Source organism: Streptomyces sp. MI02-7b, assembly GCF_033793585.1.
Classification (GTDB): domain Bacteria; phylum Actinomycetota; class Actinomycetes; order Streptomycetales; family Streptomycetaceae; genus Actinacidiphila.
Genome location: NZ_JARAWX010000053.1, coordinates 1 through 21354, shown reverse-complemented (window position 1 = coordinate 21354; position 21354 = coordinate 1). Strand labels below are relative to the sequence as shown.

Here is a 21354-nt window from a genome sequence, read left to right as displayed (position 1 = left end):
AGATGCCCGTGCTGTTCGTGGAGGTCGACAACCACACCGAACCAGCAGCTGTACTGGCGGACAAGATCGCCCGCTACCACCGCTTCTTCCAGCGCACCGCGAACGGCCACGGCGTAGGGGACACCGTCCCGCTGTGGTCGACACGGTGGGAGGACTCCGGCCGCGGGGGCTACCCGCCGGTGGCGATCGTCTTCACCCGACGGGTCAACCCCCAGGTACTGCAACGCCGCATCAGCGACGTCGCCCGCCTCTCGGCCCCTTACTGGCAGGGCACCTGGCAGGCCGGCCCGTACACCGACGCTTCGGGCAAGCAGGACGGCTGGCGCGGCTACGACCGCACGGTGCCCGTCCTGGCCACCACCTTGGACCGGCTGGCTGCTGATGGCCCGCACTGCCCGGTGTGGTGGCGCTTCGGCCACAGCGTCCACGAGGCACTCACCACCGCCCTGGACAACCCCGACGACCACCGCGCCTACCAGCAGCGGGACGAACAGCGACGCGCCGCCCGCCAGGCCGCTGAGCAAGCCCGCGCCGCGGCCAAGGAGGCCCGTAGGCAGCGACGCAAGGAAGAACAGCGCCGCCGACAGGAACAGGCATGGCCCTGCCCGACCTGCGGCGCCGACGTCCACCCGGACGACGACGACAAGCAAAACGATGGCCCGGCGCCCGGAGAAGAGTGCCCGCCCTGCCGCAGTGAGCGTGAACGCCTCGACCGGGAACGAATCGACGCAGAGGCCGAGTGGGAACGCGAACGCCGTGGCAAGGGACTGTTCGGCTGGCTGCGCGACTGAACCTGCTGAGAAGGCACCGGGCAGGCCCCCTTCCGGCCCGGCCATCCCCGCTGTTCGGTCTGCGCGCCGTTCAGCTCGAACGGATGCTGTTCCGCAGTTGGTCGCGACGGTCGGTGAGCCTGCCGCGGAGCCTTAGGGGAGCCATTCGGCGAGGTCTGGTCGGCTTTGCTGCGGTGGGAGCGTGCGGTGCCGGCGGTTGGGCCGGGGGGTTTGGCGAGGTCGTTGGCGTGGGCCTGGCGTTGGGCGGGGGTTCATTGGGAGGCGTAGACGGGCGGGGAGTGTGATTGCGACTGTGCTGTATTCGAGACCGCCGGTGGTGTCGGTGGGGTGTCAGGGGCGAGCGTTATGGTGCGTGGCCGTGGACGCTGCTGATCTTGACTACCAGGCCCGGACGCGGTCCGGCTGCATCCCGCCGGAACTCGTCTCGCGGCTGCTTGAACGCGGCTACGTCGAGGTGGTGGAGCAGCAGGCGGGGCGGGGGGAGTGGTTCTGCGCCGTGGCGTGGGCACGGTTGCTGGGGAAGCAGGACCGGCAGGCCGAGGCGTTGGAGGTGCTTGCCCCGTACCGGGCAACCAGATGGTGGACGGCCGTCACCGCCGTGGCCGAGTTGCTGGAGGGCTGGGGCCGTATCGACGAGGCGATCGAGATCACCCGGGTCCGTATGGCGGCCGGGCATCCGATGGCGCTGGAGTTCTACACCCGTCTACTCGCCCGGCACGGTCGCGCCGAGGAGGCGTCCGATCTGCTCGTGCCGCACGTCGACGACTGGGTGCTCGCCACCGCCCTGGTCGACGTCGCCTCCGTTGCCGGCCGCGATGAGGAGGCCGCCGCGCTGCTCACCGGCCGAATCCGGGCCGACCACTGCTGCGACGGCCCATGGTGCTGCCACGGCCTCGATTCCGACATGGCGCTCGGCCTGCTCGCGACGATCCGCGAGCGCCAGGGCCACATCGATGTGGCCATCGCTCTGCTGCGCCGCCGGCAGATCGTCTCAATCAACTGCCGGGACCAACTCGCCGACCTGTTGGCCCGGCACGACCGAATCGAGGAACTTCGCGCCTACGCCGCACTGGACGGGCATGCGGAGGCCGTACAGCGGCTGGCGGAACTGCTGGAGGAGGATGGCGACGTAGAAGGCGCAATCGCGGCATACGGGCAGGCCGCCGCCCCGCGACCCAGGACCGGAACTCGGCTTACGAGCTTGCGCAGCTCCTGGCCCGACACGGACGGGGCGAAGAGGCGATCGCCGTGATGCGCGCCCAGGCCGACGCGCACCCTGGCGACGACTGGATCCTCCACGCCCTGTCCAAGCTGTGCCTCGACCAGGGTCGCCCCGCCGACGGCCTCGCCCACCTCGACGCCCAGCGCGGGGGTGAGGACGAGTGGGAGCTGTACTGGATACGGCTGCCGCTGATCGCCGCCCGCGACGGTGTCGACGAAGCCACCGCACAGGCCCGCTCCCACCCCGAGGGCGCCACCTTCTACGCGGCGCCGCACATCGCCGAGCTGCTCACCGGTGTCGGGCGCACCGAGGAAGCCGTCGCCGTCCTCGAAGAGCAGGCCTGCGCGAACCGCCACGACCTGGCCGGCTACCTCATCGACCTCGGCCGCGTCGAGGACGCCGTGACCCTCCTCCAACGGCGCAACCCCCGGCTGCCCGAGCTGACGGACGGCCCCTGGCACGACGATCCTCTGTTCTGAGGCACTGAGCTCTTTCAGAGTGGCCACCGACCGGGTGACGTCTCAGACAGCGGCTTGGCGCGGCATGGTGTTCCTCGCCCCTGCTCCCGGCCCTGTCAGCGTCCGAGACGACTTCACCCGCATGGGCCGCAGTTGAAAGAGCTCACTGTCTGGTCCGGGCAGACTGGCCGGCAACCGCGGTGGCGGTGTTCGCCCGGCAGCTGTGCCCACCACGCCGTCACCGACATCTCGGCTGGTTCTCGTTGGAGTTGATTGTTGTGGGGATCTTGATTTTGATCTTCTGGGGTGGCAGCGCATGCTTCTCCGCCTGGCGTGCCCGGCGGTTGTGGAAGGATCCCGACTACTACCAGCAGGTTGTGGGGCAAGGGGCGTTCCGGTTCAGGGACGACGTCAGCCGCGGGCTGGTTCGCGGTTGGGCTCCCTTCTCGGTCGGCGTCCTGGCCCTGATGGCAGCGATGACGATGTTCGTCATTGCCAATGTCGGACAACACGCGAATGAAGGCCCTTCCGCGGCAGCCATCACGGCTGGACTGCTGCTCGTCGTCTTCGTGGCCGGCGTAGTCCTCCAGCTGTCGGTGACCTGGTTCAACCGGCCACGATGGTGCGTCCCCGCCTACCTCCGGCAAGAGACCGGTGTGTGGGCGGGGCGACACCCGCGTAAGGCGAGCTGACCGCGCGCGCCGGATCATCGGCGACCCGGCGCACGCTGCTCCTCGACGAACAGAAGCACCGCCGTATCTGCGCTCCGTGGAAGGGTGCACTCCATGATCGCCGCGCTGTGCTCCTGGGCCGCGCAGAAGCGCTTCCTCCAGCACGATCCGTTATGAGGATTGCGACATGTACCACCACACGGCGTGCTCCAAGCCGGCACGGTCATGTCCGAGGAGATCGGCGGTCTCTTCATACACCGCCCGTAGCTCCCCATAGTCCGGGCCCGTGACCCCGGCCTGGGCGGCGAAGGCGCGCAGGTGCACGTCGACGGCGACCTGGGACCGACCGACGAGGTTCCCGAGGTAGTCCACGCTCTTCGGCCCCACGCCCCTTGTCTCCCGCAGGGCGTCACGGTTGGCCTGCCGGCCGAGCCACGCGTGGAGCTCCTCCCGGGTGTCGACGCGTTCGGTGACCAGGAGGTCGGTGATGGCGTGGGCGGTGGCGACTCGGCGGGGGCTGTTGAAGTCCATGGCGGTGGCGAGGTCTTCGGCGAGACGTGCCTGGAAGCCCCGGACGGTGGCGGCGTCGGGCCATGCGGCCTGGAGCCGGATCAGCCGCGGCCGGATCGTCGACCTGTACTTGCGGCGGGCGTGGAAGCTGGCGTCGCAGATCACGGCGCCCATGTGCGTCCAGCCCCGGGGCGGGAGGAACGGGCCGTCGCCGAGGGCGACCCGTACGTGGGCGGCCAGGCGCTGCACCGGGCTGTGTGCGGTCACGGGCCCATGATGCGTCCGGCAGGGTCCGCGCACCCGGGAACGCCGAAAGCGGGGGAGGGGAGAGGAACCGGCGCCGGGGCGCCGCTGCCGGGCGGGAGGGGCGCTGAAAGGGCGGGGTAAGTATCGCAACTATGATAGTTCGGGTACTGTGGCGTACATGGAGACGAGGACATACACGACAATCGACCTCCGTAAGGCCATGGGGGAGATCCTTGACCGCACCCGGATCGCGGGTGAGGCGGCCGCGATCACCCGCAAGGGCAGGACGGTCGCCTATCTGGTGCCCGCCGAGTGGTTCGAGCAGCACCAGCAACCGACCACACAACAGCCGGCCTCCGACGCCGACCAGGACGCGGCCTGAACCGCCAGACAGGAAGACCGGGAGCCCGTACCCCATGACCGCTCAGCCCGTCCATCGTGGCGGACCCGGGGGAGACAAGCCCCAGGTCCCGTTGATGCCCGAACACACACCGCAAGCCCTGCGTCTGGCCATCCAGGAGCACGCCCCGCACCTACTGCCGGACTTCGAGTCCCATTGGCGCCGGGCGATCGGGGACGCTTTCAACCTCACACCCGTGCCCGCGTTCATGCGCCTGTGGTGGACCCAGTACGCCATCGCCCGCGACCCCCGCCTTGCAGCACACCTCGACGATCTCCAGGCCCGCGCCGCGACGTCCCAGGACCCGCAGGAGTCGGCCGCGCTCCTGGCCGAGTACAGCCGCCTGCGCCGTGATGCAGCCACGGTGAAGCCCGGCCAGTGACAAACGACCTCCCGCAGCCGCCCTGGCAGATGGACTGGACCGCAGAGGCACGACAGGAATTCGACGCGATGCCCGCCGACGGCCGGCAACTCGTCCTGGCCGCCCGCGCCGAACTGATCACCGCCCCGGACCCCTACTACCGAGGGATCGACGCCGACGCCCGCCTGCCGCACTGGATCACCGTGCGCCCCCTCGCCTCCACCAGCCCCGGCGGACCCCACATCGCCGACCTCGCCGGCGGCCGCGGATGGCTCATCTACACCTTCATCCGCCGCCACGCCGAACCCCAGATCACCATCACCGACGCCTTCTGGACCTGACAGGCCGTGAGCCGACAGCACCGGCCGGCTTCCACACCCCGGTCGTCGTGCGGACCCCCCGAAGACCTGACCGCCCTCAACGACGAAGAGCCGTCCCAAGCCCCTGACGGCGCCCGTGCTCCCGCCACACCGCCCTGCCCACCCCGCAACGCCCCGACAGTGCTGGTCACTGCCACCGCCGCACCGGACTGGTGGGCCGGGCAGCTCGTCAGGGTTCTCGACCTCACCTGACTCCCGCGAAGCCAGCTCGCCCGTTCAGCCCGCACGTGGCGACCGGCAGCCCTGCAACAGCGGGTCCGTTCAGCTGATCCCGAACGGCACGGGATCCAGGTTCAGCTTGCTCCGGCATGAGTCGAGACCCGCGTGACCCAGGCGGTCATGACGTCGTGATCTGCCGCGATCGCGTGCGTCACGCACGTGAGCAGGGGCCACCGACAGCGGTCCGCTGCCAGTCCTAGACACCGGCGGCGCTACGGCAGTGAGGTTCAGCAACCGCCGTGACCGCACCCGCCCTGCCGACCCGCCCAGCCCCCCAGCGCTCCCCAGCGACCGTCATGCCCAAAGTGCGCATTGAAGGGGCCAGGACGATAGCACTCTCTGAGACTTCAAAGAGCCCCATCACGGACCACCTGGTTCGATCCGACAGTGCCCCTGAACAACGCCCCCGGGCTGCCACAATCCCGCCATGGGAAACATCTATGACTACTACGCGGCCACCGACGACACGCAAGCCCTCGCGCTGTTCGAAGGCGACGTCATAGCCGACCCCTTTGGCACGCTTGGCCTCAAGGGGGCAGACCCCTACGTGATTCTCTGCACGGTCGAAGCCCACCTGACAGGAGCGTCCAAGGAACAAGTGGAAGCCGACCTCCGCTTCTGCACACTGCTCAACAACGCCGAGCACGACGGGCCCTGGCTCGTCTCGCCCACCGACACCCTCCGTGACGCCCTCGCAGCGGCCACCTCGAAGCGCCTGCTGGATGCCGCCACCGCATGGACCCACACGGAGGACGGCGACGGGCAAGACCCGGGCTGATGGCCGACTTCCTGGAACGCCTCGCCGAACTCGCCCGCGACGCCGCGCCGCGACGACGCCTGTACTGCGGCATGTCCCTGTAGAAAACCCAGCCGCATCACAAGAGAAACAGCCCCCCGCCAGAAGCATGCCTCGCCTGAAGCACACCGGCCCGAAGCAAGGGCCAGCCGGGCCTGGCAGAAGAACCCGGCAGTCGGCCGGCACCACTGCCACAGCGCCCGGCAAGAGACACCCGCCAGCCGCCCGAATCCGCCTCCGCCCGCGGCACGCTGCTGTTCCATAAGTCACCTGCGGCATCACCTGCGGCATCACCTGCGGCATCACCTGCGCCATCACCTGCGGCAACGCCTGCGCTATTACCTGCGCCATCACCTGCGGCGGATTTTCGCGCCCCTCCGCATTTCGACTGGTCACACAGCCATTCGGCACAACGGCGGACTCTGACATCTATGTGGTGGGGTGGCTGGCTGCTGGCGGTGGCTTCCCTGCGCGGGGCGCGTCCGCGTCTTGGGCCAGCGCGAAGCGTGGCCGACGGGGACGCTGCGCTGCGCCTTGGGGTGCGGGTGGGGGCCGGGCTGGTGAGCCCGGCGTGGTGTGGGCGAGGCCGCTGACACACGCTGCGCCGACGACACCCCTCGCTGCCGGCCCTCTCACGCTCCATCTGCCAGTTGCTGATACACCGGATCAGCCCGCACCGAGTACACCGCCAGCCCTCGCTGCTCTGTCGACTTTCTCTCTAGTGGCTCGGCTCGGATCCTTGGACGGGGAATCCGCTGATGTCGGTCCGGAGTGAGATCGTTCCTGCATGACTTATGCGGCTGATGGCGGTGCGGAGGCAAGCGTCGAGCACGCGGTCATCGCGCGGTATCGACTGACGGGCGACGGGTTCGGCGAGCCGGGCGATCGGGCGGCTGTCCGCGCGGCCCAGAACCTTTTGGCCGAGGCGATCGAACGGGTCGGTGTCGGTGAGTTCGACGGGAACGAGTTCGGAGGCGGCGAGGTGGCGCTCTTCGCCTATGGTCCTGATGCCGGCGCGCTCTTCGCCGTCATGGAACCTATCTTGCGTGACCTGCCGTTCCGCCCGGCGAACGTGGTCTTGCGGTACGGATCCGCATCGGATTCCTCCGCTGCCGAACGTCTCGTGGAGCTGTAGCGCGGGTCGGCATCAGGCGGCCAGGACCGGGTACTCGGTCCAGCCGCGGATCGGAGAGTCGGGAGCGAAGTTGGACTTCGGCTCCGCGCGGCTGTTCCGCCAGCGTATGTAGGCGTTGATCGCGGCATTCTGCTCGGCATGGCTGCGGTGGTCGGTGCCGTTGAGGGCGAAGTAGCGCAGGGCGGCGAACTCCGACTCGATCCAGTTCAGCCATGATCCGTAGGTCGGTAGGAAGACCAGCTCAACCTGGTTGTCCACCGCCCAGGCCCGGACGTTGGGATGCTTGTGCGGGGAGAAGTTGTCCAGCACGACGTAGAGTTTCTCCCCGGGCCAGCGGGCGCGCAGGGTCTTGAGCAGGGCCAGGAACTCGCGCCAGCGTTTGCGGGGACGAATGCGGTAGTACATCTTGCCGGTGGCCAGGTCCAGGGCCGCGAGCATGTGCATCACGCCGTCGTAGCGGTTGTAGGTCGCCCGCAGTCTTCGCGGTGAACGGCGCGGACGCCATGCCCTGCCCTTGCGGGGCATCAGGTTCAACGGCCCGAACTCGTCCACACACACCACCCGCCCGTCAGCCGGCGGGGTGTCGTAGAGCGCCAGGACCCGGTGCATCTTGGCTATGAAGTCCGGATCGTTCGAGGACTTCCAGGTCGTCGTGGCCTGCCAGGAGACCTTGCCCTCGCGCAGAATCCGCCGCAGGGTCTCCCGGCTGACCGCCGGGACCACAGCGTGCCCGACCAGGTGTTCGGCCAGCTTGGCCAGGCTCCAGGTCGAGAATGCAGTGATCTTCCAGTCCGCGGGGGACGTCTGCGCGATCAGGCAGATGTGCTCGCGCACCTGGTCACTGATCGCCCTCGGGCGTCCCCCGCTCCATTTTGGGTCCAGTGCGTCGAACCCCCGCTCGTTGAACGCGTGGATGACACCCCGCACGTAATCGGCACTGACCTGCATGAGCGAGGCGATGTCCGGCACCGATTGGCCCTGCGCGGACATCATCAGACGATTGCCCGCCGAAGCCTCACCGGGTCCTTCGCAGTCCGGCTGATGCGCTGCAGCCGCCCTTCCTCCATACTCACCGGCCGGATGAACACTCCCGGACGACGCCCCACAACCACCTCCACGGTCACAACCTGAAGGCAGCCTGCCCTGCACCAGCCAGATGATCAATTACCAGACCAAGGATCCGAGCCAAGCCACTAGCCGTTCGCCGGACGAACCCTGCGGTGGTTTCCGTTAGGGGCAACCACGCGCGGGCTTTCGCCGCCGTGGTCTCGCTGCGCAGCCTTCCCCGGTGGGCGGCTCAGTTGCGCGCGAAATCCAGCAGGTCGGCATTGAAACGTTCGGCGAACTTGGGCACCATCGCCAGCCCGTGCGGGGCTCCCTCGTAGACCTTGTAGACGGCTCCCTTCACCAGTTTCGAGCTCTTGGCGCCGGCGGCCACGATGGGCACGATCTGGTCGTCGTCCCCGTGCACGATCAGCGTCGGGACGTCGATCTTCTTGAGGTCTTCGGTGGTGTCCGTCTCGGAGAACGCCTTGACGCAGTCGTAGGCGCCCTTGATGCCCACCGTCATACTCCAGAGCCAGAACTCGTCGCGAGTGCCCTGGCTGACGGTCGACCCCTCTCGGTTCGCGCCGTAGAACGGGCCGCTGAGGTCTTTGTAGAACTGGGACCTGTCCTTGGCCACGCCCTCGCGGATCTCGTCGAAGACCTCGATCGGAAGCCCCTCGGGATTGGCCTGCGTCTTCAACATCAGCGGAGGGATCGCGCCCAGCAGCACCGCCTTGGCAACCCGGCCCGTCCCGTGCCGCCCCATATAGCGCGTGACCTCGCCACCACCGGTCGAGTGCCCGACCAGAATGACGTCACGCAGATCGAGTTCCTCGATCACGGCCGCCAGATCGTCGGCATAGGTGTCCAGGTCGTTACCGTCCCACGGCTGACCGGAACGCCCGCCACCACGGCGATCGTGGGCGACACCCCGGAAACCGTGGTCCACCATCCACTTCATCTGCGGGTCCCAGGCGTCCGCCGTCAACGGCCACCCGTGGGAGAACACGACGGGCTGGCCGGCCCCCCAGTCCTTGAAGAAGATGCGGGTCCCGTCCTTCGCTGTTGCATACGCCATGATCCTGAGCCCTTCTCACTCTGCCGGGACACCGGGTTCCGGGGTTGCCCGTACTCACACCGGACAGGTGGCACGCCACCAGTCGGTGACGTCACGGACCGGGATGAGTACGCCGTTGCTCAAACCGTAATCCGGAGGTGACGGCGCGGCGCGTCGGAACCTGGTCACGTCCGCTGGAGTGGTGTATCGACGGCCACTCGGTGATCTCTTCTTTGAGGCTATGCGGTGAGTTCGGTGGGCAGGGCGGTGTCGTCGGTATCTGACTCGATCGGGTGGAGGCGGGCTTTGGCGAGGAGGTCGCGGCCCATGTAGCGGCGGGCTTCGGTCCATTCGTCGTTCTGTCGCGCGTCAGACTTTGTGGCAGGGCTCGTTTCTTGCGGGTCCTGTCCTGTGAAGGAGTCTGATCGATCATGGTGAGACCGCCGGCGGTGCCTGGGCGCTGTCCGGCCCGAAGCTGCGCGCCGACTTCGTGCTGCTGGACGAGGTCCAGGACACCAATCCGGTCCTGGAACAGGTTCTGCATGCCCAGCGCGGTCACGCGCAGCTGGTGATGGTCGGGGATTCCGTGCAGGCCATCTACGGATGGCGCGGTGCGAAGGACGTCATGACCGGCTTCGACGGTACCGCCCTATCGCTGACCCAGTCATTTCGCTTCGGCCCCGTCCTCGCAGACGAGGCCAACCGGTGGCTGGCGATCGCCGACGCCCCGATCCGCTTGGAGGGCACCGAGACGATCCCCACCGAGATCGACACCGTCACCAGACCGGACGCGGTGCTGTGCCGGAGCAACATCGGAGCCATGGCCGAAGTCCTCCTTCTTCTCGGTCTCGGCCGACGGGTCGCGCTGGCCGGGGGAGGGGACAGCCTGCGCACCCTGGCATACGCGGCGCGGGACCTGCAGGACGGACGCCGCACCACCCACCCGGAGTTGGTGCTGTTCACGACGTGGGGCGAACTCCAGGACTACGCGGCGCACGACCCCGCTGGCGGTGACCTGCAGCCGCTGGTCGACCTCGTCGAGCAGCACGGTCCGGACGCCGTCCTGGCTGCGGTCAACCGCCTCGTCGATGAAAAGAACGCGCAGGTCACGGTCTCCACCGTGCACAAGGCCAAGGGTCGCGAATGGCCCCAGGTGAAGATCGCCGGAGACTTTCACCCGCCCAAGGACAGCGACAAGCGCGACGAGCACGGAAACCCTCTGCCCGGCCCGATCGACGACGCTGACGCTCGACTCGCCTACGTCGCCATCACCCGCGCCCGCCAACGCCTCGACCCCAGCGGCCTCAACTGGATCAACGACCACCCCGCCAGCAACCCCCAGCGCTCACCCAGCGTGGCTCCTGCTGTACTGCCGGACTGAGGCGTCGTCACCGTGGCCTGCCGACATGCGCCCTGGACTGGCCGCTTGGGAAAGGCCTCGTTCGAGCCGGCTGGAGCCGTGCGACTGGGTACCGGGCGGGCCCCGACTGATCGCCGGGACCCCGATGCCCATGACCACGATGAGGGCGGTCTGGGGGGACCCTGGCGCGCATCCGGCGTTGAGCATTCCGCCTAGTCATCGGCCGAACGGAGACCCGCATGCCCAAGAAGCCCCGTCTCACCCTGGACGGGCACCTCGAGATGGGCCGCGTTCTTGCCGGCATCCGCGACGAACTTGCTCACCGAGCCGTCCAACTCGACAAGGCGTACCCGAGCAGCGGACCCGAGAGCATCCCCCACAAGAAGGTGGGCGCCGCCCTGCGGACACTGGACGAGGCGCGCAGCGACCTGGAAGGCCTGCTGTCCCGCGAGCACCCGGACGCTGCCGAGACCACTGTCTACTACCCCTACCCCGAGGACCGAAGCGTCGTTATCGCGCCCGACAGGCCCGCATCGTGAACGCCTACTGGATCGATGCATCCGGCCCACGTCCGACACCAGATGGGCACGCTGGAAGCCGATTGGCATGCGGTCGAGCCTGTCCGCTGTCGGCGTGTGCTGCTTGCCTCTACGCGAGGCAGCGGGATGCTTGAGCCTCAGGCTGTCGTCGATTAGGTGCACGGCTGTGTCGGCCGCGTATGGCTTCGACCAACTGTGGAGCGTGGAGTTGCCTGTCGGGGTCGGCAGACCCCTGTCCGCGTCCCCATCAATGTTCTGTTTGGAGTTGTGCCAGGTATTGGGCAGCGGCGGGCACTTCGGCGGCGCCGATGCGCCGGTAGAGGTCCACTGCACGGCCGAGGGCGGCGAGACCAGCGCGGTGGTCGCCGGCGCTCACGTGGCAGCGCGCAGCGCCTTCGAGGGCATGTGCTTCATCCAATGGGCTCTGTACCTGGCGTGCCAGTTGCAAAGCTCGCTGGTAGACGGGAATTGCCTCCCGTGGGTGCCTGGTCTCCGCCAGCAGAGCGCCGATGGTGTTAAGTGTCTCGGCCTCTCCTTGAGGATCGCCTACCTCCTGGAACGTCAAGACTGCTTGCTGTAGTAGGTCGGCCGCTGCAGCGTACTCGCCGACCAGGTACCGCACACGGCCCAGATCCGACAGGGCGTTGGCTTCGATATGGCGGTTGCCAACTGCGCGGGCCAGGGCTAGTGCTTGTTGGGCGAGGTCGGCTGCGCTTGCGTGCTCCCCGGTAAGGCAGTGCAGCCGAACCAGATCCGAGAGGGCGTTGGCTTCGCCGAGGCGGTGGCCGAGGGCGCGATATAGGTCCGCAGCCCGCTGTAAAAGATCGGCTGCGGCGACATATTTGCCGATGGTATACTCTGTCTTTCCTAAATTTGACATGGTGTTGGCCTCACCCAGTCGGTTACCCAGGATGCGATAGAGTTCTAGTGCCTGTCGGAAGAGGTCGACTGCAGCCGCATAATTGCTGGTGATATGCCGCGCTCTCCCAAGATCCGACAATGCGTTGGCCTTGGTGAGATGCTCACCAAAAGGGTGAGAGAGATCGAGCGCTTGTTGAGCGAGGTCGCCTGCAGCCATGTAATCCCCGGCCATGTAGCGCGCTCTACCCACACTGCTACTCGCCCAGGTACAACGGAGTACGCGCCCCTTCGAAGTCGCGGTCGACACCGTCCTCGCCCTTGCCATCCAGACTTGAGACCCTGATGGGGCTCCTTGCCTGAGGTCCTGGTCGCGGACGGGCGCATCACCGAGGCACCCTCGGGCGGGCGGTGCACGGGGAACGCGAGATCAGGCCACGCATCAGCAAGCGCGGCACGAAGACGCCGATCCAGACCGACGGCCGCTGGGTGGTCGAGCGCGCGAACTCGTGGATGAACAACTTCGGCAAGCTTCGCCGCAATACCGAGCGGCGACGCCCTTGCACCGAGTTCTTCCTTGCTCTGGCCACGGCCATCATCACCGTCCGTAGCCTGATCCGACGCGCCTGGTACACCCACCGCTGGGACACCCGCCCGCGCAGCCCCCGCATCCGATAGCCCGGCTCAACGCCTACTGGCGGACGCTCTAAGAACAGCCGAAGCGCAGCAGTTGCAGCAGAAGATGATCCGGTCGCTGATGCGTTGGCGGTGGCAGCCGAGCGGATGGTCCGGGTGGTACTCCGGCCGCTCGGGCAGCAGGGCCGCGAATTGGTCCCAAAGCGGTTCGGTGAGCCATGATGGCAGCGCGGGCACAGGTCTCCTCAGTGATCACAGAGCGTCACAACTCCATGATCACCAAGGCCTGTGCCCGTTCTGTTGCCGGGGCCCCCCACCGCGCCTATCTGCGCGACCTCCAAAGCGGAACAAGCTCAGTTGCGTGTCAGGGCATCTTCCAGAGTGTCAGCCTGGTGACGTAATCGGGATATGTGGAACGCTCGACGATTTTGGTGATCTCCAGCATCGCCAGGTTGCCCTCGGTGGTGACGGTGCACAGCACCATGCCCTCGTGAACGGTCGTCGTCAGCTCATCCCGGTCGAGAGTAGGCGGTAGCACATTGGTCTCGGCTCCCAACTTGCACGCTTCTGGGGTCCTACTGTCGCTGATGCCCGTCGTGGTCAAAAAATCCAGCGGGGTGGAGTAGGCGAAGGAATCCACGTAGTGGATCTCGGTCCCCTCTTTGGCCTCGAAAGCGCCGTTGGTGTCGACCTTCGGGACGTCCAGGTCCACCTCGCTCCATCCGCCTGGCCGGATCGTGAGCGGCTTCCTTTTGAAGATCACCTTGTAGTCGGCCGGGGCAGTTCCAGTGGGCGTCGGCTTGGACGATGTCCCGCCGGTCGGCGACTGGGGCGACTGCCCCGGCGAGGTGGCCGTCGGGCCACCAGAGGGGCGGCCGCCTGACGTGTCGCGACCGCCCGTCAACGCCGACACGGCAATCACTGTCACGACGACGGCCGCCACGCTGGCGCCGATGACCGGCAACGCCTGGCGCAGGGCCGACGCGGGTGCCCCGGAAGCGGCCGGGTCGTACTGCGGTGAGCGTGGCACGTATGTAGGCAGGTGCCTGGAGTTTTGTGCACGGCGGGCGATCTCCGCCCTGAGCGGATCCGGGAGCCAACGGGTGAAGTCGCGCAGCGGACGGCCATAGGCATCTGCGCATAGCTCGGCCAGTTCGGCGGGTGTGGGCCGGGAGGCCGGGTCAGCGGCCAGGCAGCGTTCCAGTATGGGCCGCAGCGGTTCCGGGTAGCCGGTCAGGTCCGGGGGCCGGAATTCGCTGTTGGCGATCCTGGTGGCCAAGGTCAGTGCCGCGCCGTCGCCGAAGGGGTGATGGCCGGTCGCCGCGACCGCCGCGACCAGGCCCAGGGAGAAGATGTCGGTTGCGGGGCTCAGTGACCCGCCATTGACGTGCTCGGGTGACATGTACTGAGGCGTTCCGATGAGCCCCCCACTGCGGGTGAGTTGAGTGGCGTCGGCGGCCCGCGCGATTCCAAAGTCGATCATCCAGGGCCCGTCGGCGCCCAGCAGGATGTTGCTCGGCTTCAGGTCACGGTGGATCACTCCGGCCGCGTGCACTGCGCGCAGTGCTTCCGCCACACAGCCGACGAGTTGCAGGGCCGATGGCAGCGGCAGTGGCCCGTACACGGCCATCGCCTCGTCGAGCGACAACCCGGGGACGAAGGTGGTGGCCAGCCACGGCAGGTTCCCGGTCGTGTCATGGTCGACGACCGGGACGACGTGGTAGCCCTGCACCCGGCGTGCGGACTGGACCTCCTGCTGGAAGCGGCGCCGGAACTCCTCGTCCTGCGCATACTCCCGGCGGATCACCTTTAGCGCGACCGGCTGGTTGCCGCGGGTGTAGGAGAGGTAGACCGCGCCCATACCACCCTCGCCGATCCTGGCGACCAAGCGGTAACCGGCCACCTCTCGCGGGTCCTCGGGGCGCAATGGCCCCAAGTGGCCAGTGCCATCAGCGGCGTTGATTCCAATCACCCTCCCCCGGTGACGCTCCGACAGCTCTCCGCTACCGGTGCATGGGACATTATGCAGGAGGGCCCTGGGGCAGTGGCTCCGCACGTGCAGTCGGCTCAAGGGCCACCCTCGATCGCAGGGTGACGCCGGGTGCCCGGTCACGTCCGCTGGAGTGGTATATCGACGGCCACTCGGGATCTCGTTCTGAGGCTATGCGGTGAGTTCGGCGGAGGGGTGGTGTCGTGGGTTTTGGCAGCGCGGGCACAGGCCTCCTCAGTGATCACAGAGCGTCACAACTCCATGATCACCAAGGCCTGTGCCCGTTCTGTTGCCCGGGTCCCCCACCGCGCCTATCTGCGCGACCTCTTAGTAGAGCTCGGCGTCGTGACCGACAGGCCGGCCGCCCTTGCTGCCCTTCTTCTTCCGGTTGGCGGCCTGGTCCTTCTTCTCCGGGATGACGGCCTTGATGCGGCGTTTGCGCAGGTAGGCGCGGTTGGCGCGGGACGAGTACACCTTGTCCGCGGCAACCGCGCCCGGCCGGGTGCGGGGCCGACCGACCGGCAGGCGGACGCGGGCTTTCTTCAGCACGGGGATGAACTGGGGGCTGTCCGCGGCCTGTCCGGCTGTCAGGACGAACGACAAAGGCCGGCTCTTTCGGTCGGCAGCGAGGTGAATCTTGCTGGTCAGTCCGCCTCGGGACCTGCCGAGCAGGCCTTCCTTCAGGCGGAGCCTGCGCCGGCGGCGGACGCGTCGGCGTTCGGCCCGGTCAGATCCGTTTTCGCCGTCCGGACCGTTCTGTTCCGGCTCGTCGCCCCCTTTTGCGGGGCCCTTTCCTGCTCGGCGGCGGCCTGTCGGCGCTGACACTGTCCGGCTTGGTGCGCGGCCTGCCACAGGTCAGCCGCGGCACGCGGAGCCTGCCCATGACCGACTCGAGCTGGGTGCAGTCGGCGCATGGCCCGGGCGTGATGGCCAGCGAGAGCACCCGGCAGCGGCCGTCCGCACTCAGGTAGATCTTGGTAGTGAACCCGCCACGCGAGCGGCCGAGCGCCTCAACCCCCGCACCACCTTTGCCAGCCGGTCGATGAGTTCCGACCGGACCCGAGCGACTTTGACCGTCTGGGGACAGAGCCCCCTTTGAAGGCTGGCGGCGGAGCATGCTGGGCGCCAGCGGCGTGGTGGTGTGCGCGCACAGACGTCGAGTCGGCCGAGACGTCCCAGTCGATCTCGCCGGCCGCGTCCGCCTCGGCCTGGATCCGCCGCAGGAGCATCTCCCACGTTCCGTCCGCCGACCACCGGCGATGGCGCTCGGGCACCGTCTTCCACGGTTCAAACCACTCCGGCAAATCGCGCCACTGCACGCCCGTGCGTATCTGGTACAGCACCCCGTTCACGACCTGGCGGTGGTCCCGCCACCTGCCGCAACGCCCGTTGCTCACCGGCAGAAGCGGCTCCAGCCGCTCCCACTGGGCATCTGTCAGATCACTCCTACTTTCCATAGTTGTATGGACAACTGACTGATCGTCGGAACGTCGACCAGCCCCCAGCGATGCTCGGTTCTGACCGCTGAATACGGTGGAGGGGCCCGGTTGAATGAGAGGACGCGAAGACGTGGATGTGTATGAGGCCGTGGACAGCCGCCGGGCCGTACGGGCGTTCAGCGATGAGCCGGTGCCCAAGGAGGTCCTCGTACGAGTGCTGACCGTAGCAACGCGGGCTCCGTCCAGCGGGAACCTCCAGCCGTGGCACATGTATGTCGTGAGCGGCGAACCCTTGGCCGAGCTGAAGAGGCGCGCGACGGCCAGGGCACTGGCGGGAGACCTGGGTGATGAGCGGGAGTATCCGATGTACCCGGACGAACTGACCTCGCCGTATCTGGACCGCTTTTCCGCTGCGGCGGCTCAGCGATACGAAGCGCTGGGGATTGAGCGCGACGACCCCGACCGGCCCCAGAAGATCGCTACCTTGAACTTGGAGGCGTTCGGAGCGCCGGTCGTCTTGTTCTGCTACCTCGACCGGATGATGGGGCCCGGACAGTGGGGTGATGCGGGGATGTACTTGCAGACGGTCATGCTGTTGCTGAGGGCTGAAGGGTTGCACAGCTGCCCCCAGGTGATGTGGACCATGTACCGCAAGACCGTCAGCCGAACAGTCGGAGCCGATGACGAGCTTGTGCTGTACTGCGGCATCTCAGTGGGATTTGAAAAGGAAGGCGTGCCAAGGCTGCATACCGGGCGGGCGGACATGACGGAAACGGTGAGCTTCATCGGAGTGTGACCGCTGACGGTCGAGATCGACAGGACAGGGCCTAGTAGACTGTCGCAGCTAATGCGTGGGGTATAGGTGGCGGAGTTTGACGCGTGCGTCGCTGGTAGTGAAGTGCCAGTTGACTTGGCGTTGGTTGGTGTTGGTGGCGTTCTGCCAGGCGATGAGTTCGGTGTTGAGGGTGTCGAGGTCCGCGATGCGGCGGTCAAGGCATTGGCGGGTCAGTGCGGAGAGTTCGATCTCGGCGATGTTGAGCCATGACCCGTGTTTGGGCATGTGGTGGATCTCCAGGCGCTGGGCCAGCGCGAATGCCTCGGCTGGTTCGAATGCTTCGTACAGTGAGGCGATGTCGTGGGTGTTGAGGTTGTCCATGACCAGTACCACGGTCTCGGCGTCGGGGTAGTCCTCGGTCAGTAATCGCTTGACCTGGCCGGCCCAGTCGATCCTGGTGCGACGAGGCTGGGCGTCTACTCGGCGCCACCCTCGCAGGGGTTGGACCCACACGAAGATCGAGCAGGTGCCGCAGCGGATGTACTCGGTGTCCTGGCGGGCGTCGCGGCCGGGGCGGGCCGGGAGCGGGTCGCGGGCATGGGCGAGGAGTTGGTAGGGCTTCTCGTCCATGCACACCACTGGGCGGGCGGGGTCATAAGGTCGGGCATAGACGGCCAGCACGTCTTCCATGCGGGCCGCGAACTGCGGGTTCGCTCGTGGTGGGATGGTCCAGCACTTCTTCAGATGAGGACGCAGCCTCGTTTTTTTAAGATCCGCCCGATGGTGGAGTGGTCCAGATCGGGGATGTCCTCGACCAGTGCGATGTGCTTCTCCAACAGCCGCAGCGACCACCGGGTACGGCCTGCCGGGGGCTGGGAGCACGCCAGGGCGATCAGCCGGGCCTCGACTTCACCGGTCACCGGCGAGGGCACCGGCGGGAGGTCCCGCTGTTTGCGCTGGATCGTCGCCTCGACGTCACCACCGCTCTCGGCGAACCGCTTGGCCACCAGCCGCAGCGTCTCGCTCGAGACCCCGACCCGGGCAGCGATCGCATCCTGTGAGTCGATCTCACCGGCTGAGGTGTCCAGCGCGAGCAGCACCCGCGCCCGCCTGATCACCGAGGCCGGATGAACCCCCGTCGTGGTCACCCGACCCAGCTCTTCACGATCGGCCGCGGTCAGCACCACCGGCCTCTTCTTCTGCGCACCCATCACACCAACTCCCGTCCGGCAGAAGGGAAAGAACATCTGCCGGACACCACCATCCCAACCAAATAACCCAGGATTAAGCAACGACACGCTACTAGAAGACTCATGAAGATCTTGGGGTTCTGGCCAGGCTGCGTGAGCGGCGGGGCCAGACTCGGTTTTGTAGGTGATGGGGGAGTCGGTCGGGCCGGATGTGTGGGAGACCTGTCGGGAGTTGATCCCTGCCGGGAGGGTGTTCGCGTGTCTGGCCGAGCATGGCGGCCACCACCCTCCAGGCGCTGTCCCCGCGCTCACGGCTGCTCATCCTGGCCCACCTGCGTGAAGGTCCCTGCCCGGCCACCGAACTGGTCGTCTCGGTCGGCATGGAACAGTCCGCCTGCTCCCATCAGCTTCGGCTTCTGTGCAACCTCGGCCTGGTCACGGGCACCCGCCAGGGCCGCTCTGTCGTCTACGCCCTCCACGACCAGCACGTCGCGGAACTCCTCGACCAGGCCCTTTACCACGTCGAACACCTGCGTCTCGGCCTCACCGACACCCCCGCCGAAGCCGCCCTCCCGGAGGATGCCGCGGACCTGCCAGCGGCCGCCAGCCACCTCGGTATCCCCCGAATCTGGTCGGCTCGCAGACCCTCAGCCTGGCGCAACCACGTCCGGGCGGGGCCCGAAGGCGCGACGGCAGCGCGGGTGGGAGATAGGCCACGCGGCGGCATCCTCGACGGTGCGCAGGCTGCCTGTGGCCTTGCCGGGGTCCTTGTCGCTGGTCCAGCCGCATCCGGCGCCGTCGAAGACCTGCATGTACGTCACGCCGGCCTCGCGGGCCCGGTTCAGGGTGCCCGCGTTGTAGGCCACGGCGCTCTTGGCGAGTGTCGCCGCCTCCGCCCACGCCTGCACCGGGTACCGGGCGCCGTTGCGGTAGATGACCTGGGTCAGCTGGTGCTCGGCCGCGAGCCGCTCGGCGAGCGACCTCGCGGCCTGAACCGCCGTGGTGTGCCCGGCGGCCAGCAGCGGCACCTCGCGCCGCGTGGCCTCCCGTACGGCCCGGTAGATCGCGCCGGCGATGTGCTGCTCCTCCTGGGAGCGGATCAGGAAGTCGGCGTGGGAGTCGGCGGCGAGCGACTGCAGGGCCTTGGTGTAGATGAGGGTCCATGTGAACCGGTCACCCACGGCCGCGGCAGCGGCCGTGGGTGACCGGCTCGTACAGGTGGGGCAGCTGGCGGCCGACGAACGGGCGGGCCTCGGCGTCCACGCGCTGCTGGAAGTCGTCGATGGCCGCCTGAAACTCCGCTGTGCAGGCAACCATGTGCGGGGCCCGGTCCTGCTCGACCAACCCGTCGTGCCGTGAGGCACAGCATCCGGCGATGGCGCAGGCCGCGTGTCGGCTTCACCGGTCCGGGCCGTGTGTGTTTTTATCGCGAAAGCGAAGCCAATGCCGATGGCAATGAGCCGGCACACCCATCGTCATCGCCGTCTGGTGGCGTGTGCGCAAGGCCGTATCGGTGTCGCGGACCCCGCATGGCGAGCAGTCCCCTATGGGGGAGTTCATTTCAACCCCTGACTACTCGGGCACCTACTCCACAGTGGGGGAACGCTTTTCATGGAAGACAGCAACGAAAATGGGCCTGCGGGGCAGCCGCGCCCGAACTTGACCAGGCGTCGCATTCTTCAAGGGACAGCGGGCGTCGGTGCCGCGCTGGCATCCGCCGGCATCTACGAGATGATCGACACCTTTGCGAAACCACCGTCCCGGCCCGTTTCCGCCGACACTCCGCCCGTCCAGGAGCAGTACATCCTGCAGGACGAGCCGGTGGTCATGGTCGATGGCTCGGGCGTGAAGAGCCGCAAGGGCACGATCGCGGTCCGGGTGCCGGCCCTGCACGATCATGTCATCACCGCGAGGCTGAAAGTGCCGGCGAACGCCAAGGCGTTGCGGGAGGCGCAGGACCACCTCGAGTCCGTCCTCCTGGATCTGGAAGGGCAATTTCCGTCCACGCCCACAGGAGTGGCCGTCACGGTGGCCTGGGGACTTCCCTACTTCCACCACTACATCCCGACCCTGGGCAAGACGTCGGGCTTCTTCAAGGCGGGAACTCGCTACCCGGCCTATCTGCCGGTCGATTTGGCGACCTCCAAGACGGAGGGCCGTACCGTATATGCGCTGCAGGAGGCCAGGACGTTCCCCAGCGACGAGCCCCCGCCTGGCTTCGGGCCGGTCCGCCTGGAACAGAATGACGTGGCCGTGCTACTTCGCAGTGACTCGCTCGCCAATATCAAGGCAGCCCAAATCGCCATTTTCGGACCTGGGGGCAACCGGGCGGGCAGCCTGTTCAAGGTGACGAGTATCCGCCGCGGCTTCTCCGGGGGCGGTTTCTACGGGCAACAGGGCCTGCCGAGCAAACTGGCGCTGGCGGCCGACATCCCCGGTGCGAAGTCGATTCCTCGACAGGCGCAGGGCTTCCTCGGCTTCGCCACCACCCTGGACTCGAATATGGGACCTGGCAACATCCCCAGTCTGGAGACCCTGCCTGGCCTCACCGATCAGTGGCCCAATGGTTACTTCAAACAGGGGACCACCATGCATCTCTCGCACCTGTTTCAAGATCTGGTGACCTGGTACGAAAAGAACTTTCCTCAGTACGCGGATCGCGTCCAGGCGATGCTTCTTCCCGGCCTCTCGCCCGCGCCCGCCCCGGGTACGTATGCCCTCCAACCGCCAGGTCAAAGTGAGGCCGAAGTGGCGCAAGGGGTCAAGCGGTACCACGCGTACGGCCACACCGGGAGCATGTCGGAAGTGGACAGCACCACATCGGCGATGACCAGCAACTACGGGAAGGCCTACCCCACGGGGACGACCATCCCCGTGCGCGGCGATTTCGATACGCTGGACAATCCGTTCTACTACACCTCCGATCCGACGGCAGACCACTACAGCAAGACGCATGCGGCCGGGTTGCACTTCATTCAGTTCCAGCCGACGATTGCAATCTTCAATCGCGTTCGGCTCGCGATGGACGGCCACTATCCCGACAGGACACTCCCTGTCGCACCGCGCAGCCCCCACGCGGGCATCAACTCGGTCCTTCACACGACCCACCGGCAGAACTACCTGGTTCCACCACGTCGCCATCGCTCCTTCCCACTCGCCGAGTTCCTCGCCTGACGGGAGTGTCTAATAAACGGCGGATCTGTTGATCATGGAGACGCCAAGTGAGTGAGATGACGATCGAGCACGAGTCCGCGGCTGAGCCGGTCGATGCTGC

At 67.3% G+C, this 21354-nt stretch carries 21 protein-coding genes and 7 pseudogenes; 15 read left to right on the top strand and 13 right to left on the bottom strand.

Annotated elements, in window-relative coordinates:
- The 4 genes and pseudogenes from PV364_RS40445 to PV364_RS40430 all read left to right on the top strand — a co-directional run.
- A pseudogene (locus PV364_RS40445) lies at positions 1-791 on the top strand (hypothetical protein); the annotation flags it as partial.
- Positions 792-1149: 358 nt separating this feature from the next.
- Positions 1150-2043, top strand: a complete 894-nt coding sequence (locus tag PV364_RS40440) for a hypothetical protein (RefSeq protein ID WP_319665942.1) — start codon at positions 1150-1152, stop codon at positions 2041-2043.
- Positions 2040-2492, top strand: coding sequence for a hypothetical protein (locus tag PV364_RS40435; protein ID WP_319665941.1), 453 nt, complete (start codon positions 2040-2042; stop codon positions 2490-2492). The genes PV364_RS40440 and PV364_RS40435 overlap by 4 nt, the downstream gene beginning before the upstream one ends.
- Positions 2493-2671: 179 nt before the next feature.
- Positions 2672-3163 carry a hypothetical protein gene (locus PV364_RS40430; protein ID WP_319665940.1) on the top strand — a complete coding sequence of 164 codons (492 nt, stop codon included), beginning with the start codon at positions 2672-2674 and terminating at the stop codon, positions 3161-3163.
- Between the two features lie 150 nt (positions 3164-3313).
- On the opposite strand, the gene PV364_RS40425 is transcribed toward PV364_RS40430, so the two are convergent.
- Positions 3314-3919: a hypothetical protein gene (locus tag PV364_RS40425; RefSeq protein WP_319665939.1), complete on the bottom strand. Its 606-nt coding sequence runs from the start codon at positions 3917-3919 to the stop codon at positions 3314-3316.
- A gap of 157 nt (positions 3920-4076) precedes the next feature.
- Here PV364_RS40425 and PV364_RS40420 point away from each other — a divergent pair, with 157 nt between their 5' ends.
- The 5 genes from PV364_RS40420 (at position 4077) to PV364_RS40400 (ending at position 7189) form a co-directional block, all read left to right on the top strand.
- Positions 4077-4280, top strand: a complete 204-nt coding sequence (locus PV364_RS40420) for a type II toxin-antitoxin system Phd/YefM family antitoxin (protein ID WP_319665938.1) — start codon at positions 4077-4079, stop codon at positions 4278-4280.
- 34 nt (positions 4281-4314) lie between these two features.
- The gene (locus tag PV364_RS40415; protein WP_319665937.1) at positions 4315-4680 is read left to right on the top strand and encodes a DUF6247 family protein; all 366 of its coding nucleotides are present in this window, start codon (positions 4315-4317) and stop codon (positions 4678-4680) included.
- Complete coding sequence (locus PV364_RS40410) at positions 4677-5000, top strand: hypothetical protein (protein ID WP_319665936.1); 324 nt, start codon at positions 4677-4679, stop codon at positions 4998-5000. The genes PV364_RS40415 and PV364_RS40410 overlap by 4 nt, the downstream gene beginning before the upstream one ends.
- A gap of 685 nt (positions 5001-5685) precedes the next feature.
- Positions 5686-6036: a hypothetical protein gene (locus tag PV364_RS40405; RefSeq protein ID WP_319665935.1), complete on the top strand. Its 351-nt coding sequence runs from the start codon at positions 5686-5688 to the stop codon at positions 6034-6036.
- Positions 6037-6841: 805 nt separating this feature from the next.
- Positions 6842-7189 (top strand): hypothetical protein, encoded by a 348-nt coding sequence (locus tag PV364_RS40400; protein WP_319665934.1) that lies wholly within the window; start codon positions 6842-6844, stop codon positions 7187-7189.
- Between the two features lie 12 nt (positions 7190-7201).
- On the opposite strand, the gene PV364_RS40395 is transcribed toward PV364_RS40400, so the two are convergent.
- The 3 genes and pseudogenes from PV364_RS40395 to PV364_RS41505 form a co-directional block, all read right to left on the bottom strand.
- Entirely contained in the window at positions 7202-8182 is a 981-nt protein-coding gene (locus PV364_RS40395; protein ID WP_319665933.1) for an IS630 family transposase, read from the bottom strand.
- Between the two features lie 304 nt (positions 8183-8486).
- A complete protein-coding gene (locus PV364_RS40390) occupies positions 8487-9314 on the bottom strand; it encodes an alpha/beta hydrolase (protein ID WP_319665932.1) in 828 nt (275 codons plus the stop codon).
- Positions 9315-9532: 218 nt separating this feature from the next.
- Positions 9533-9661, bottom strand: a pseudogene (locus PV364_RS41505) (IS256 family transposase); the annotation flags it as partial.
- Positions 9662-9747: 86 nt separating this feature from the next.
- Here PV364_RS41505 and PV364_RS40385 point away from each other — a divergent pair.
- A pseudogene (locus PV364_RS40385) lies at positions 9748-10674 on the top strand (UvrD-helicase domain-containing protein); the annotation flags it as partial.
- 218 nt (positions 10675-10892) lie between these two features.
- Positions 10893-11192 (top strand): hypothetical protein, encoded by a 300-nt coding sequence (locus PV364_RS40380; protein ID WP_319665931.1) that lies wholly within the window; start codon positions 10893-10895, stop codon positions 11190-11192.
- Between the two features lie 247 nt (positions 11193-11439).
- Here PV364_RS40380 and PV364_RS40375 read toward each other — a convergent pair whose 3' ends face one another.
- Positions 11440-12378 carry a tetratricopeptide repeat protein gene (locus PV364_RS40375; protein WP_319665930.1) on the bottom strand — a complete coding sequence of 313 codons (939 nt, stop codon included), beginning with the start codon at positions 12376-12378 and terminating at the stop codon, positions 11440-11442.
- 77 nt (positions 12379-12455) lie between these two features.
- Here PV364_RS40375 and PV364_RS40370 point away from each other — a divergent pair.
- Positions 12456-12728, top strand: a pseudogene (locus tag PV364_RS40370) (IS5/IS1182 family transposase); the annotation flags it as partial.
- Between the two features lie 60 nt (positions 12729-12788).
- Here PV364_RS40370 and PV364_RS40365 read toward each other — a convergent pair.
- From PV364_RS40365 to PV364_RS41500, 4 genes and pseudogenes are all read right to left on the bottom strand, one after another.
- Positions 12789-12923 (bottom strand): annotated as a pseudogene (locus tag PV364_RS40365) (IS5/IS1182 family transposase); the annotation flags it as partial.
- A 127-nt stretch (positions 12924-13050) separates the two neighbouring features.
- The gene (locus tag PV364_RS40360) at positions 13051-14589 is read right to left on the bottom strand and encodes a serine/threonine-protein kinase (protein WP_319665929.1); all 1539 of its coding nucleotides are present in this window, start codon (positions 14587-14589) and stop codon (positions 13051-13053) included.
- A gap of 417 nt (positions 14590-15006) precedes the next feature.
- Positions 15007-15488 (bottom strand): annotated as a pseudogene (locus tag PV364_RS40355) (transposase); the annotation flags it as partial.
- A gap of 198 nt (positions 15489-15686) precedes the next feature.
- Positions 15687-16133 (bottom strand): IS5 family transposase, encoded by a 447-nt coding sequence (locus PV364_RS41500; RefSeq protein WP_415924676.1) that lies wholly within the window; start codon positions 16131-16133, stop codon positions 15687-15689.
- 112 nt (positions 16134-16245) lie between these two features.
- Here PV364_RS41500 and PV364_RS40350 point away from each other — a divergent pair, with 112 nt between their 5' ends.
- A complete protein-coding gene (locus PV364_RS40350) occupies positions 16246-16911 on the top strand; it encodes a nitroreductase (RefSeq protein ID WP_319665928.1) in 666 nt (221 codons plus the stop codon).
- A gap of 48 nt (positions 16912-16959) precedes the next feature.
- Here PV364_RS40350 and PV364_RS40345 read toward each other — a convergent pair whose 3' ends face one another.
- A complete protein-coding gene (locus PV364_RS40345; RefSeq protein ID WP_319665927.1) occupies positions 16960-17742 on the bottom strand; it encodes an IS630 family transposase in 783 nt (260 codons plus the stop codon).
- Positions 17631-18077 (bottom strand): helix-turn-helix domain-containing protein, encoded by a 447-nt coding sequence (locus PV364_RS40340; RefSeq protein ID WP_319665926.1) that lies wholly within the window; start codon positions 18075-18077, stop codon positions 17631-17633. Before PV364_RS40340 ends, PV364_RS40345 begins: the two co-directional genes overlap by 112 nt.
- Positions 18078-18319: 242 nt before the next feature.
- On the opposite strand from PV364_RS40340, the pseudogene PV364_RS40335 reads away from it, so the two are divergent.
- Positions 18320-18637, top strand: a pseudogene (locus PV364_RS40335) (ArsR/SmtB family transcription factor); the annotation flags it as partial.
- Between the two features lie 90 nt (positions 18638-18727).
- Here the strand turns inward: PV364_RS40335 and PV364_RS40330 are convergent.
- The gene (locus tag PV364_RS40330) at positions 18728-19261 is read right to left on the bottom strand and encodes a hypothetical protein (protein ID WP_319665943.1); all 534 of its coding nucleotides are present in this window, start codon (positions 19259-19261) and stop codon (positions 18728-18730) included.
- Complete coding sequence (locus tag PV364_RS41495; RefSeq protein ID WP_415924675.1) at positions 19254-19397, bottom strand: hypothetical protein; 144 nt, start codon at positions 19395-19397, stop codon at positions 19254-19256. The genes PV364_RS40330 and PV364_RS41495 overlap by 8 nt, the downstream gene beginning before the upstream one ends.
- Positions 19398-19691: 294 nt before the next feature.
- Here PV364_RS41495 and PV364_RS40320 point away from each other — a divergent pair, with 294 nt between their 5' ends.
- The gene (locus PV364_RS40320; RefSeq protein ID WP_319665924.1) at positions 19692-21254 is read left to right on the top strand and encodes a hypothetical protein; all 1563 of its coding nucleotides are present in this window, start codon (positions 19692-19694) and stop codon (positions 21252-21254) included.
- Positions 21255-21354: the final 100 nt, after the last annotated feature.

What these genes read in the sequence shown, in the direction of transcription:
- PV364_RS40395 (WP_319665933.1), bottom strand. Translation starts at nt 8,182, where the DNA reads ATGATGTCCGCGCAGGGCCAATCGGTGCCGGACATCGCCTCGCTCATG.
- PV364_RS40390 (WP_319665932.1), bottom strand. Translation starts at nt 9,314, where the DNA reads ATGGCGTATGCAACAGCGAAGGACGGGACCCGCATCTTCTTCAAGGAC.
- PV364_RS40375 (WP_319665930.1), bottom strand. Translation starts at nt 12,378, where the DNA reads ATGGCAAGGGCGAGGACGGTGTCGACCGCGACTTCGAAGGGGCGCGTA.
- PV364_RS41500 (WP_415924676.1), bottom strand. Translation starts at nt 16,133, where the DNA reads ATGGAAAGTAGGAGTGATCTGACAGATGCCCAGTGGGAGCGGCTGGAG.
- PV364_RS41495 (WP_415924675.1), bottom strand. Translation starts at nt 19,397, where the DNA reads ATGGTTGCCTGCACAGCGGAGTTTCAGGCGGCCATCGACGACTTCCAG.
- PV364_RS40380 (WP_319665931.1), top strand. Translation starts at nt 10,893, where the DNA reads ATGCCCAAGAAGCCCCGTCTCACCCTGGACGGGCACCTCGAGATGGGC.
- PV364_RS40415 (WP_319665937.1), top strand. Translation starts at nt 4,315, where the DNA reads ATGACCGCTCAGCCCGTCCATCGTGGCGGACCCGGGGGAGACAAGCCC.
- PV364_RS40405 (WP_319665935.1), top strand. Translation starts at nt 5,686, where the DNA reads ATGGGAAACATCTATGACTACTACGCGGCCACCGACGACACGCAAGCC.
- PV364_RS40400 (WP_319665934.1), top strand. Translation starts at nt 6,842, where the DNA reads ATGACTTATGCGGCTGATGGCGGTGCGGAGGCAAGCGTCGAGCACGCG.
- PV364_RS40420 (WP_319665938.1), top strand. Translation starts at nt 4,077, where the DNA reads ATGGAGACGAGGACATACACGACAATCGACCTCCGTAAGGCCATGGGG.
- PV364_RS40320 (WP_319665924.1), top strand. Translation starts at nt 19,692, where the DNA reads ATGGAAGACAGCAACGAAAATGGGCCTGCGGGGCAGCCGCGCCCGAAC.